Origin of the sequence: Hymenobacter montanus (assembly GCF_014699115.1) — a bacterium.
Lineage (GTDB): Bacteria > Bacteroidota > Bacteroidia > Cytophagales > Hymenobacteraceae > Hymenobacter > Hymenobacter montanus.
Map to the genome: position 1 here is coordinate 71,565 of NZ_JACXAD010000019.1, position 12,736 is coordinate 84,300.

A 12,736-nucleotide genomic window follows, 5' to 3' on the forward strand; every position below is an offset into this window, starting at 1 on the left:
GAATTTAGCCCTCATAGGGTCCGTGCTGCGGGCAGTGCACGTCGATGTAGTTGGCTTCCAGCGCGGCGTACAGTTGAGCCAGGCCAAAGCTTTTGCGGCCCTTCTCGGGGCGCACCTCGCGGGTGCTGCCGTCCACGCCCAGCAGCGTGGCAGCGCCCGCGGCGGGCAGCATGCCCGCGTGCTGGGTCTGGAAGAAGGTCCCCAGGGCCTGCCGGGTAGCGTAGGCATCGCCGCCCACTACCTGAAACGGGCCGCCGTCGTAGCTCGTCGTCGGAAAGAGTTTGCCCGTGGTGCCACACACGGCGACAATCAGCGCGGGCTGCTCGGGCGCGGTACGCAGAAACAGGCGGGGCGGTAGCTGGAAGTTGGCGCCCTCGGGCTTTACCAGTTCGGTGTTATGCAAGCTGAAGAGTAGCGGCTTTACGACGATTGAACGGATGGCTTTTCCCATAATACAGAGCTGATTTATTGAGCGTTGCTTCTGTATATAAAACGCAAAACACACTTTCCTCGTTCTCTTTTTTAGCTAGATTATATTCCTTTTTGCTCCTTTTATTTTACTTTCTTTGCCCCACTGCCCCCCTGTACAACATGTTAAAAGCGCAGCCACCGGATACGGCGGCTGCACTTAGATGGCACATGACCAGGGCTTATAACTGCCCGGGGCCAGAGGCAAGCGGCTCCCCGGGAGGGCACCGGCGGAGGGTACGGCTGGTAGCAGGAGCTTCGGGCAGCGGCTCAAACCAGTCCCGGTAGGCCGTCGTCAACCGGTCGGCCACGATGGCTAGGCGCTGCGGCTCGCCGGCACGTTGCACCCAGATATGAGCGCTGCCGCAGCCAACCTCGTAGCCGGAACCCAAGAGCTTCTTCACCGCCCCCGCCAGCCCGCGCAAATCGGTAGTGTGGGGTGAGCCTGCACGTGGCGGCGCAAGACCAGCAGGCGTCGTTTTTCGGCCCTGTCTGCGGGCGGCAGCTCAATTGCCAGGTAGGCCTGCTGCGGCGGAAACGGGTTGGATGGGGTGGCGGAGTCGGTTCGCTGATGCATGGGGAAAGAGTAAGCGGTAAGGGAAAGCGCGGCAACCGGGGCCGCTCAGGGCACGTCCAGGTAGCGCGGGTCCTGGAAGCGGGCCAGCAGCCGGGCCCTGGCGAAGGCGGCGGCAAAGTGGCCGCGGTGGTAGTCGGCATGCAGCTGGCCCACGTGGGTGAATTCGTAGCACAGGCCCGTATGGCCCAGGGGCTGCAGGAACCGGTCGGCCTCCTCGGCGCTGAAGCCGCTCAGTTCGCGCCCGTCGCTGAGCAGCAGCTGCACGCCGGGCCGCTCGCCCGGGCCCCGCTCGTACACCTCATAAATCAGGCCCACCGCCCGCTCGCGCGAGTACAGCACGGTCTCGCCGACGGTTAGCTGGGGGAAGTTGGTCATGGCAGGAAATCGAAAGCAAAGAGAGTTAAATCAGCAGCAGGTAGTACTGCCCGGCCTGTTCCTCGCGGGTGGCGCGCACTGCCTCCCGGGCCACGGGCAGCAGGGCTTTTACCAATGCTTCGAGCACCTCAAAGTCCTCGGCAGTGGCCACGCCCAGCTGCAGGCGCTCGGCGACTTCCAGCGTAAGGCCTTCGCAGTTGAGCCCGTAGCCGCGCTGCTGCATGTCGGCTTCGACGTCGGTCAGCGCGGCGGCTACCCGGGCGCGGTACTGGTTCCAATCGGCATCGCCGAAAACGGGGGCTTCGCTTGCATTCATGGGCGGTAGGGAGAAATAATGAAAACAACAGCTGGCGGGCCGCCGGAGACAGCGGCCCGCGGCACCGACCTAGGCAGCAGCCAACCAGCTGAGTTCAGCTTCCCGGTACTGCCGGCTGACTTCGTCTTCTTCGGGGACGAATTCCAGCGCGCGGGCAGGAGCGGGGGCAGCCTCTTCCTCCTCCGGTACCCCCAGAATGAACTTGGCCGCGCGCTGGGCCTTGCTGGCAGCCTGCAGCACCAGCCTTTTGTCATTTTTTAAGCGCTCCAGCCACGTCTGGATGTAGGCCACGGCATTCTCTTCGGTTTGGTCTGTATCGAGGCCGGCAGCCGCGCAGAGAAACGACGCACCCATTTCCGCCGTCAGCTCCTCGCGGGCGTAGCTGGCCGACTGCTTGCCCTCGCCGGCGGTCAGGTCCGGGCGGTTCAGGCGGGAGGCGTGCCCGGTGCTGTGCGTCAGCTCATGGAACAGGGTAGCGTAGTAGCCCTCGGCCGTGGTGAAGGTGGCCCGCTCGGGCATGTTGACCATATCCAGCGACGGGGAGTAGTACGCCCGCTGGTGCAGGTGCTCAATCACAGGGCGGCCGTCCCAGCCGCTGACAATCGCTTCGGCGGCGGCAATGGGCGTGTGCGCGTGGCGCTCCACCTCGGGCAGCACAAAGTCAATGTTTTCAATGTCCTCCACCGAAAACACGGTATAGTACTTCAGAAAAGGCAACTTTTCCTCCTTGCCGGTCTGCTCGTTCTCGCGCACCGACACATTGTAATACACCACAGGATGCCCTTTGGCGCCCTTGCGCACGTTGCCGCCCAGGGCCAGCGCCTGCTTGAACGTCAGAAAGAAGGGCAGGGCCCCGCTGAAGTGCAGCAGAAAGGCGTTGATGCCCGAGTAAGCGGCACCCGTGGCGTAGTTGCGGGGCAGGCCATAGACGGCGTTCCACGGCTTGCGCCACGGAATGATACCGCCTTCTAGTGCGGCTACAATGCGGTCGGTCACAATCTGGTACACATCGGGGCGGGGAGAGGCACAGGTAGCAGCAGTAAGGGCGGCGGGCTTGCGAGTCTTATTCATGATAAAGCGCTGTTTTTGTGGGCGTTTACTATACTTATTAAACGAAATCAGGCTGCTAATAGTTTACATTTTGCTCTTTATCATGTATCTTTTTGCTCTTTTTATTCAACTTTATCCCCCCACAGCCCCACCTGCAAAAGGGTTTAATCTGCTGCACTCTCAATGCGTTTAGCCTGCGAGCTGCATAGTTGAAAAACCACTTTTCATAAGCGGGCACTGCCCTATAACTGCCCCATAATGGATGCTAAGTCACGATACAATGGTTCGTGTCAGGCAGTCAACAGCTCCTAGTAATGCTGCCCGTAGTAATGCTGCCCGTACCTGCAGCATGGGAGGAAAATGGTCCAAGCCAGCCCAGTAGCGTGTTTGCAACTGGCAGCGAGTGCAGACATGTTACTCGAGGGAGTATTGCTGCACCACAGTCGAATATTTACCCGGTATTGCCACCCCGTGAAAACAAGCTACGGGTGAAAACCCCATGGTCAGATTCTCGTCAGAATCGGCGACTACGTTTGTTTCGCCTCACCCATAGCCGAGTTGGGCCGGGTAAGAATTAGCCCCATTTCCGAGTCCTCAAAGCCCGCTACAAACGACGGCGGGGGTTCCCAAGCTTTCCAATTGCATGAACAAACTGCTCATTTCCTCATTACTGACTTGCAGCTTCGGGGCCGCGCAGGCCCAGCAGGCTGCTCCCTACCACCTACTCCATACCATCCCGATTGGCGGCGAAGGGGGCTGGGACTACCTGACTGTCGACCCGGCCGGGAAGCGCCTCTACGTGTCGCACGGCACCCGGGTAGAAGTGGTGGACCTGCAAACCCGCAAGGTCATCGGCACCATTGCCAACACGCCCGGCGTGCACGGCATCGAGGTGGTGCCGGCGGCCGGGCGCGGCTACATTACCTGCGGACGCACCAACACGTGCGTAGTGTTCGACCTGAAAACTCTGCAGCCCATCGGAGCGCCCATCCCCACGGGGCCCAAGCCGGACGCCCTATTCTATGATGCTTTCTCGAAGCGGGTGTTCCTCTTCAGCAACGCCGGCGGCAACAGCACCGTGCTCGACGGGGCCACCGGCGCCGTGGTCGGCACCGCCGAGCTGGGCGGCGACGTGGAAGCCCCCGCCTCCAACGGCCAGGGCACCATTTTTGTCAACCTCGAAGACAAAGGCGAGGTCATTGCCTTCGACGCCAAAACGCTGGCTGTTAAGGCCCGCCACTCCCTGGCCCCCGGCGAGGAACCCACCGGCCTGGGCTTCGACCCCAGAACGCACCGCCTCTTCAGCGCCTGTGCCAATGAAAAGCTGGTGGTGACCGACAGCAAAACCGGCCAGCAGGTGGCCGTGCTGCCCATCGGCAAAGGGGCCGACGGGGCCGTGTTCGACCCCACCACAGGCAACGTCATCACCTCGAACGGGGCCTCCGGCACTTTCACCGTCATCCACCAAGATTCACCCGTCAAGTACCGCGTGGTAGGCAACCTGACCACGGCCCGCGGGGCCCGCACCATTGCCCTGGACCCGAAAACCCACCACCTGTTTACGTGCACGGCGGACTACGGGCCGGCCCCAGCCCCAACGGCGGAAAACCCGCACCCCCGCCCCAGCATTGTGCCGGGCACATTCCGGGTGCTGGAATACGGAAAATAGCCGCGCGTGCTAGGAGGAACGCTTGGACGCTGCCTGGTGGTTGAGTGTAATGCACACCGCACACCGGGCACGGGTTTCGGCAATGGAATGAGGCTCGTAGTACTTCCAGTCACCGCTTTGCTTTATCTCCTGGCCAATGGGGCACTCGTCGTTGTCGTGAAACGGATACCGCTCCGGTTCCGGGGCTTTTGACTTTATGCCGGTAACGTGCTGGGTATGCTGAAAAAACGGGGGGATTTGCATAAGGTGGGTGGTGCCGGGCAGGCTTTGCGGGAAGCTCGCTGATTTCAGGAGGCGGCAAGCTACCCGGTAAATCTGTGCACAATCGGGAGGACCAGTAGGGAGGCGGGTAGTGACCCGGCAAGGGCTCCGGGCAAGAGCGCTGTGCTGACTTCGGAAAAAGCTGGCAGTTGGTCGGGGATTTCAGGTGGTTGTTCGTGGTTTTGCTTCCTATTAGCGATTCCCGCAAGCAGGTGTTTCATTCTGGTACAGTTTTTTCAATTAGTGCTACCTGCCTGCTGCGAAACGGAGTGCTTTCCCTGGCCATGCTGATAGTCTGCACCAGTCCGGAAGGTGCGTAAGTCCGGGCAATGCCAGGCCTGGGCGCCGTACGGTTATGCGAGCCCGCCTCGGCGGCTTGGTACCCGGCTACGACATTTCCCGAATCAAAGCGCAGCCCTGGGTTGCCGTTTGTGCCGACCCGTCCATTCACTATTACTGTCCTTTATCAATGGAATACCTCTTGCTTTTTGTGGTTGCCTACTTGGCGGCCACGGTTTCTGCCTCGGTCGGCTTTGGTGGGGCACTGATTTTTTTGCCTATCCTGGCCAACATTGTCGGGATTAAAGAGGCGGTTCCGGTGCTCACCGTGGCCCAGATATTCGGCAATGCCTCCCGCTTCTGGTTTGGCCGGCACGAGCTGCAGTGGAAGCCCATACTCTATTTCCTGGCTGGTTCGATTCCCTTCGCCATTCTTTCCAGCAGCCTGTACTCGGGCCTGAACGCCGACTGGGTATTCAAGCTGGTGGGCGGTTTTCTGGTGCTGGTGGTGGTGTATCGCCACCTGAACGTGGCCAAAAAGGTGGAGCTGGGCAACCCCGGCATGGTGCTGGGCGGCACGCTCACCGGCTTCTTGTCGGGCCTGACGGGCAGCGCCGGCCCCACCGGGGCCCTGTTTTTCCTGGGTCTGAACCTGCCGCCGGTGGCCTACGTGGCCAGCGATGCCTTTGCCTCCCTGGTGCTGCACCTCACCAAAATAGTGGTCTATAGCAAGTACTCGCTGGTCACCACCAAGGGGCTGCTGGTGGGCACCTTCGCCGGCGTGGCCATGATTGGCGGCAGCTACACCGGCAAACTGCTGCTGAGCCGCATCTCCAAAGAGAAGTTCCTGATGGTAGTGGAAGGCCTGATTGTGGTTTTCGGGCTGCAGATGATGTTTCTGGCGTAACGAGGCCAGCATGACCGAACCGGGCCTTCGCCACCACGCTGGCGAGGCCCGGATGCCTGGCGGGAAGGTTATCTCGTTGAATTCTGTGCAAACGCTACAAAATTCCTCCAGAATGCTTCCGTACACGGACGTTCCTGGCTGAAAGACTGGCCAGGAGTTAACCGTCTTTCACCGCCTTGCCTTCTTCCTTCATGCACTCCCTTACTATTCGCTTCGCACTGGCCCTGACTTTGGGAACGACTTCCTATGCCACGGTTCAGGCCCAGGTCACCCCGCCGACGGCCCCGGCCGACACCACCAAGAAATACGAAAACCCCGGTGGCGTACCGTCGGCCGTGAAGCAGCCCTTGCTGAAGAGCAAGCTGTTCAAAGCCGTAGCCATTCCGGCCGTGCTCATCACCTACGGCGCCATCACGGCGCAGGGCGACGCGGGCATCAACCACCGCGAGCGGACGTTTGTGCAGCAGCAGTTTCGACCCGTCAACACCATGATTGACAACACGGTCATTTTCCTGCCCTACCTGGAGCTGGGCGCCGTGGCACTGGCCGGCGTTGAGTCGCGCAACGACCGCATCAACACGCTGCTCATCATTGCCAAGGGCGAGGCCATCATGCTGGCGTCCACGTTCGCCGTGAAGTACCTGGCGGGCGAAACCCGGCCCAACGGCTCCGACAACCTGTCGTTTCCCTCGGGCCACACGGCCCAGGCGTTTCTGGCGGCCAGCATCGTGCACACCGAATTCCGCGACAAAAGCCAGTGGTACGGCGTGGGCGCCTACACCATTGCCACGAGCGTGGCCGCCCTGCGCATGATAAACGACAAGCACTGGCAGAGTGACGTGGTGGCCGGGGCAGGCTTTGGCATCCTCTCGGCCCACCTGGCCTACCTCACCCACCGCAACCGCTGGGGCCGCAAGTCCATCGGCCGCGACATTGGCATGGCGCCCGCCTATTTTGGCAGCGGTGCCTCGGGCCTCACCCTCAGCTGGCACCCCAGCAAGTAGGTGCTGTTCAGGCCACCGGCGTCAACGGGGCCGGCGCTACGGGGGCGGGCTCGTTCTTATACGCCAGGCGCAGCAGGCTAGGCAGCACCACCAGCAGCAAGGGCAGGGCCAGGAGCAGCCCGCCAATTACGGCAATGGCCAGCGGCTGGTGCAGCTGCGCGCCCGCCCCGAGGCCCAGCGCCAGCGGCAGCAGCGCCGCAATGGCCGCCAGCGCCGTCATCAGCTTGGGACGCAGGCGGGCGGCAATGGCGTAGCCGATGGCCTGCTCCACGGGCGCTTCGGCACGGGCCTCGTTGAACTGCTGGAAAGTGAAAATGGCATTCTCGCCGATGATGCCCACTACCATAATAAGGCCGGTGTAGGAGCCTACGTTCAGCGGCGTATTGGTGAGGAAAAGGGCGAGGCTGCCGCCGGCCGGCCCCAGCACGGCCACCAGCAGAATCAGGCCCGCCGCTTTCAAATCCCGGAACAGAAACAGGCCCACGGCAAACACCAGCAGGCAGGCCGTGCCCAGAATGGTGAGCAGTTCCTGAAACGACTGCTGTTGCTCGGCATACGAGCCCCCGTACTGGATGAAGTAGCCCGGGGGCAGCGGCACTTCCTTTTCCAGCTTTTGCTTGATTTCGGCCATGGCGCTGCCCAGGTCGCGGTTGTCGAGGCGGGCGGTGACGGCGGTCATGGCCTGCAGGTTTTCGCGCTCCAGCTCGGCTTCGCTGGGCGTCACGCGCACGGTGGCCAGCTCGTCGAGGCGGCGGCGCTGGCCGTTGGGCAGAAACACGGGCTCGCCGCTCATCTGGGTCAGGTTGGCCTGGGCGGCGTTGGGGTAGCGCAGGCGGATGTTAAGCAGCTGCTCGCCTTCGAGCACCGAGCCGGCCGTGGTGCCCTGCAGTTGGGTTTGCAACTGGGTCTGGAAGTCGGTGGCGGTGAGGCCGAACTGGGCCAGGCGGCGCGGGTCGGGGCGCACGTCCACGCTGGGACCCATGCGCACGATGCCGTTGAACACGTCGGCCGTACCCCGCACCTTTTCCACCACCGCCGTTACCTGGTCGGCCAGGGCGTAGCGCTTGGTGGCGTCGGGCCCGAAAACCTTGATTTCGATGGGCTGCACGGTACTCATCAAGTCGCCGAGCATATCGCCAATCACCTGGCCGAAGTCGATGGTGAGGGCCGGCTGGGTGCTTTCGATGCGCTCGCGGATGTCGGCAATCACGTCTTCGGTGCTACGCTGGCGGTCGGTTTTCAGGCGGATGAGGTAGTCGCCGCTGTTGGGCTCGGTGATGAAAAAGCCCATTTGGGTGCCGGTGCGGCGGGAGTAGCTGGCCACCTCGGGCACCTGCACGATGAGCTTTTCGGCCTGGCGCAGCATGCGGTCGGTTTCTTCGAGGCTGGTGCCGGGTGGCGAGTTATAGTCAAGCACGATGGCGCCCTCGTCCATGTCGGGCAGAAAGCCCGTGGCCAGGCGCGGAATGATAAACCAGATGACCCCAATTAGCACCAGAATGCCCATGACCGAATAGGCCGGGTGGCGAATGACCGAGCGCACCCAGGGGATTTCGTGGTGGTTGGAATCTACTGTGGGCGTCACTTCCGCGCTGCCATCCGTCGCCACTTTCGAGGGCGAATCAAGGGCATCCGCCCTTTCGGGAGTGGGCTTTTTCTTTCCGCTGAGCAGCAGGTAAATCACCGGCAGCCCCAGCCACGCCACCAGAAACGAGCACAGCAGCGCCACTACCATCGTAGTAGCCAGCACTTTGAAATAGGCCCCGGCTACGCCGCCGAGCAGCGCAAAGGGCAGGAAGATGACAATGGTGCTCAGCGAGGAGCCGATGAGGGCCGGCAACAGGTGGCCCACCGAGCGGCGCACCACTTCGCCGGGCGCTGCCTCCGGGTGGTCTTCGCCCACGCGGTGCAGCTGCTCTACCATCACCACGGCGTCGTCTATCATCAGGCCGATGGCCGCGGCGATGGCGCCCAGCGTCATGATGTTGAAGGAGTAGCCCAGGCCAAAGTACAGCACCGCTATGGTGAGGGCCAGGGCCACTGGAATGGCCCCGAGAATGGTGAGCGTGGCTTTCAATGAGCGTAGGAACAAGGCCGTCACGATTAGCGCCAGCGCCAGGCCTATCCACAGCGCGTCCTGCACCGAGCGCACCACCTCGGAGACGAAATCGGCCTGGTCGTAATAGGTGGCCAGTCGCACGCCGCGCGGCAACCCGGCGCGCAGGGCTGCTACTTTGGCGCGCACGCCGTCGGACACCTGCACCACGTTGGCGTCGGGCTGGCGCAGGATGGAGACGAGCACGGCGTCGGAGCCGTTGGCGTTGATGCGGGTGTACTCCTGCTGCTCGCCCAGGGCTACGGTGGCCACGTCGGCGAGGCGCACAATGCGGCGGCCGTCGTTGCGCAGCACGATGTTTTCGAGGTCCTCTTTCTGCAGGATGGTGGCGTCGGTGACGGTCAGGTAGAGGCGGCGGTAGTCGCTCAGGTAGCCGTTGCTTTGCACGAAGTTAGTGGCGTTGAGCGCCGTGGCCACATCATCAGGCCCCAGGCCGAGGGCGGCCAGCTGGTCGGGCAGCAGCTGCACCTGAAACTCCTTGGTGCGCCCGCCCTGCACCTCCACCGACGACACGCCCTCGACCTGGGAGATAAAGGGCTTGATGGTGTACAAGGCCAGCTTGCGCAGCTCCAACGCCGACTTGCCGGGGGCCTCCAGCGTGTAGCCCATCACCGGCAGAATGGCCGGGTTCATGCGCTCGACGGAGATTTGCACAGTAGGCGGCAGGTCGCCCCGAATCTGGTTCAGGCGCGACTCAATCAGGCTCTGGCTTTTGGCCACGTCCACGTTCCAGTCCAGGAAGGCCGAGATTTCGCAACTGCCGCGGCTGGTGGTGCTGCGCAGCAGCTTCAGGCCGGGCACGCGCTTCATGGCGTCTTCCATGGGTTTGGTCACGGTCACCATCATGCGGTCCACGGGCTGCAAGCCGTTCTCGGCAATCACCTTCACCTTCGGAAACGTCACCTCCGGAAACAGAGCCACATTGATGCGCCGGTAGGCCACCGTGCCCAGGGCCAGGGCCAGCGCCAGCAGCACCGCAATGGGCGCCTTGTAGGCTTGGAAGGGAGAAAAGCGGGGCATAGTAGCGGGAATCAAGGGGTGGGAGGACGGCCGGGGCGTCGCGAGGCATCTCTACCGCATCCGTTGCAGCGAATCGGAAGCTTTCACTCGGGGTGCTTCCGTGGTAGAGATGCTTTGCGGCGCCCGCCGGCAGCTCTGGTCGGGTTCGGGGTGGGCGCTACGGCCCCGTCACTCCGGTTCGGCCGCGGCCGGCCGGGTCACTTTCACGGCTGCCGTGTCGTCGAGGCCGAAGTTGCCGCTGACCAGAATTCGGTCGCGGGAGGAGAAGCGGGGCTGCTTGATTTCGATGTGGTCCTTTTCCTGGGTGCCCACCGTCACGGGCACTTTCACGGCGGTGGAATCATTGAGCAGCTTCATCACCCAAAACTCGGTCTGGGTTTCGTCGGTGAGCACGGCGCCGCGCGGCAGGGTGTTGGCTAGGTGGGGCGCCGTGCGGTCGAGCTCGACTTGTACGGTCAGGTTTTCGGGTAAGTCCGGTACGGCCCCTACCGGCCGGATAGTGTAGCGCTGGGTTTGAATGCTCACGTCGGCCGTGGGCAGCACCTCGGCCACGCGGCCACTGAGCACGCGGCCGTCGGGCAGGAAAATGCGGCAGCTCTGGCCCGTGTGCACGTAGCGCAACTGGGTCACGGGCACGTCGAGCACGAAGCCGAAACGGCTTTTGTCGTAGGTGAGGCCCAGCTGCTCGCCGTCCTGCACGTAGTCGCCGGCCAGCTTGTCCACCGTGGCCAGAATGCCGCTTCGGGCCGACTTAATGGGGATGATGCCGCTGAATTTCAGCCGCGGGTCGCCGGTGAGCTTATCCAAATGCAGCGTCTTCGACTCCTTGGTTTGGATGGTGAACACCGTTTGGCCGGCGCGCACTTGTTGCCCCACCACGGGCGTGGGCGCCAGCACGTAGCCGGTGGTGGTGGCCCGTAGCGCATCCTTGGCCGGAAAGGCCGACACGGCGCTGAGCCGCAACACGTCCGTCAGCGTATCGGTCTGCACGGTGCCCACCGTAACCAGCGCCCGGGGCTTCACGGTGGATTCTTCCTCGTCAGCCGCCGGCGCATCGGCTTTCGCGTCGGCCGGGTCTTTGGAGCCGCAAGCCACCAGGCCGGCGAGAAAAGCGAAGAAAAGCAAGCGGGGAAGTTGCGTCATGGCATAAAAATGGAACGTTGGCCAGCTTAGGCGTGGAGTTGGCCAACCGGGTGGTTACTGTTCGGCCAGGTAGTCCAGGGCAAACCGGCTACGCAGCTGGTCGGTCTGGGCCTGGGTCAGGCTGAACTGCAGGGTGCGGTAGCTGGTCACCAGGTTCAGGTAGTCGAGGATGGCCACGTCGCCGGTGGCCAGTTGCTGCCGGGCAGCACCCACCAGCGCATCGGCCACCTTCACCTGCTCCCGGATGCGCCCCAGCAGCGCATCCGAGGCCCGAATCAGGCCTTCTAGCTGCTCGTACTGCTGCCGCCGCTGCACCGTGAGGAACTGCCGGTAGCCGCGCCGGCTCTGCTCGCTCAGGTCGAGGCGCTGGTACTGCAGCTGGCGCTGGTGGCCGTCGAAAATGGGCAACGAGAGCTGCAAGCCGCCCCCAAACCCTACGCTGTGGGCCAGCGCCACGGGCAGGTAAGACGACGACTGCAAGCCTGCGTCGAGCACGGCACTCAGCTTGGGCCGGTAGGCCGCGTCCACGGCCCGGCGGTCGAGGCGCAGGCGCAGGCTGTCGAGCGTGTATTGCCGCTGGGCGGGGGCCAGCAGGCCGGCCAGGGGCCGCCGCGTGGGCGGCACGGGGGCTTCCAGCGTCACGAGGGCCGTGTCGGCCACACCGGCCAGCGCCCGCAGCGTGCCAAGCTCGCGGCGATAGGCCAGCCGGTCCTGCTCCACGGTCACCTCCTGGGTGCGCACCGAGAGGTAAAAGCTTAGGTATTGCGTCTGCTTGAAGATGCCGCCGTTCACCAGCTGGCGCAGCTGCGCGTCCTGCTGCCGCAGCAGCGTCAGTAGCGAGCGGCTGAAGGTGAGCTGGGCTTCGGCGGCATAAGCGGTGAGGAACTGGTCGGTGATGCTGCGGCGTAAATCCAGCGCCGAGAGGCGGCCGGTGTTGCGCAGCACCTGCCCCTGGCTGGCCAGAATCTGGTAGTCGGTTTGCAGCTGAAACCGGTTGAGGATGGGCTTGGTGGCCTGAGCAATGGCGGCGTAGTTGCCGCCGTTGGAAATGGCCTCGTCGTAGCCCAGCACATTTTCGCCCCGGCTGTTCGTCACCGAGGGGTAGTACAGCGCCGAGCCGATGCCGGCTACCTGCACGCCGTTCTGGCGGGCGCGCACCAGGCTGTCGAGTCGGTTTTGCGCGACTTGGTTGGCGGTTTCACGCAGCAGGGGGCTGTTTTGGCGGGCCACCAGCAGAAAGTCCTCCAACCGGCGCGGGCTGGCGGGCGGCGCGAGGGCCGGGGCCGGGCTGAGCACCGCCGGGGCGCCGGGCTCCTGGCCCCGGGTGGACAGGGCCAGGCCCGGGAGCAACAGCAGGGCGATGGATAGCAGGGTTGAACGCAAGGCACTTGGGGTCAAGTGAAGGATAAGCCAAAGCTCCCGTCGAAATCTGGGGTAAATCTGGACCAGCGCCGGGGAGTGCCGCTGGCGTCGGGCGCGGCGTTGCTGGCAGTACGCCGAAATGGCTTGCCCCGTTTGGAGCGGATTTGCTACAGATTTACCCCAGATTTT

Annotated in this window: 12 protein-coding genes; 3 read left to right on the forward strand and 9 right to left on the reverse strand. The window is 63.4% G+C overall.

The features are described 5' to 3' along the window. Positions 1–4: 4 nt before the first annotated feature. The 5 genes from IC235_RS16110 to IC235_RS16130 form a co-directional block, all read right to left on the reverse strand. Complete coding sequence (locus IC235_RS16110) at positions 5–403, reverse strand: hypothetical protein (RefSeq protein WP_191006222.1); 399 nt, start codon at positions 401–403, stop codon at positions 5–7. Between the two features lie 465 nt (positions 404–868). Beyond that, positions 869–1,045 (reverse strand): hypothetical protein, encoded by a 177-nt coding sequence (locus IC235_RS16115; RefSeq protein ID WP_191006223.1) that lies wholly within the window; start codon positions 1,043–1,045, stop codon positions 869–871. 45 nt (positions 1,046–1,090) lie between these two features. Further along, positions 1,091–1,420, reverse strand: coding sequence for a hypothetical protein (locus IC235_RS16120; protein ID WP_191006224.1), 330 nt, complete (start codon positions 1,418–1,420; stop codon positions 1,091–1,093). Positions 1,421–1,445: 25 nt separating this feature from the next. Continuing rightward, positions 1,446–1,736: a hypothetical protein gene (locus IC235_RS16125; protein WP_191006225.1), complete on the reverse strand. Its 291-nt coding sequence runs from the start codon at positions 1,734–1,736 to the stop codon at positions 1,446–1,448. A 69-nt stretch (positions 1,737–1,805) separates the two neighbouring features. After that, on the reverse strand, positions 1,806–2,807 hold the full coding sequence (locus tag IC235_RS16130; protein WP_191006226.1) for an ArdC family protein: 1,002 nt from the start codon (positions 2,805–2,807) through the stop codon (positions 1,806–1,808). 622 nt (positions 2,808–3,429) lie between these two features. Between IC235_RS16130 and IC235_RS16135 the strand changes: the two genes are divergently transcribed. Further along, positions 3,430–4,455 carry a YncE family protein gene (locus IC235_RS16135; protein WP_191006227.1) on the forward strand — a complete coding sequence of 342 codons (1,026 nt, stop codon included), beginning with the start codon at positions 3,430–3,432 and terminating at the stop codon, positions 4,453–4,455. Positions 4,456–4,464: 9 nt separating this feature from the next. Here the strand turns inward: IC235_RS16135 and IC235_RS16140 are convergent, their stop codons facing one another. Further along, entirely contained in the window at positions 4,465–4,698 is a 234-nt protein-coding gene (locus IC235_RS16140) for a hypothetical protein (protein WP_191006228.1), read from the reverse strand. A gap of 487 nt (positions 4,699–5,185) precedes the next feature. Between IC235_RS16140 and IC235_RS16145 the strand changes: the two genes are divergently transcribed. Both IC235_RS16145 and IC235_RS16150 read left to right on the forward strand, forming a co-directional pair. Further along, complete coding sequence (locus IC235_RS16145) at positions 5,186–5,902, forward strand: sulfite exporter TauE/SafE family protein (protein ID WP_191006229.1); 717 nt, start codon at positions 5,186–5,188, stop codon at positions 5,900–5,902. A gap of 191 nt (positions 5,903–6,093) precedes the next feature. Next, positions 6,094–6,906 carry a phosphatase PAP2 family protein gene (locus IC235_RS16150; RefSeq protein WP_191006230.1) on the forward strand — a complete coding sequence of 271 codons (813 nt, stop codon included), beginning with the start codon at positions 6,094–6,096 and terminating at the stop codon, positions 6,904–6,906. 7 nt (positions 6,907–6,913) lie between these two features. Here IC235_RS16150 and IC235_RS16155 read toward each other — a convergent pair whose 3' ends face one another. The 3 genes from IC235_RS16155 to IC235_RS16165 all read right to left on the reverse strand — a co-directional run bounded on the left by IC235_RS16155 (position 6,914) and on the right by IC235_RS16165 (position 12,568). Beyond that, positions 6,914–10,042 carry an efflux RND transporter permease subunit gene (locus tag IC235_RS16155; protein WP_191006231.1) on the reverse strand — a complete coding sequence of 1,043 codons (3,129 nt, stop codon included), beginning with the start codon at positions 10,040–10,042 and terminating at the stop codon, positions 6,914–6,916. 168 nt (positions 10,043–10,210) lie between these two features. Continuing rightward, positions 10,211–11,185, reverse strand: coding sequence for an efflux RND transporter periplasmic adaptor subunit (locus tag IC235_RS16160; RefSeq protein WP_191006232.1), 975 nt, complete (start codon positions 11,183–11,185; stop codon positions 10,211–10,213). A 54-nt stretch (positions 11,186–11,239) separates the two neighbouring features. After that, complete coding sequence (locus IC235_RS16165; RefSeq protein WP_191006233.1) at positions 11,240–12,568, reverse strand: TolC family protein; 1,329 nt, start codon at positions 12,566–12,568, stop codon at positions 11,240–11,242. Between the last annotated feature and the right edge of the window lie 168 nt (positions 12,569–12,736).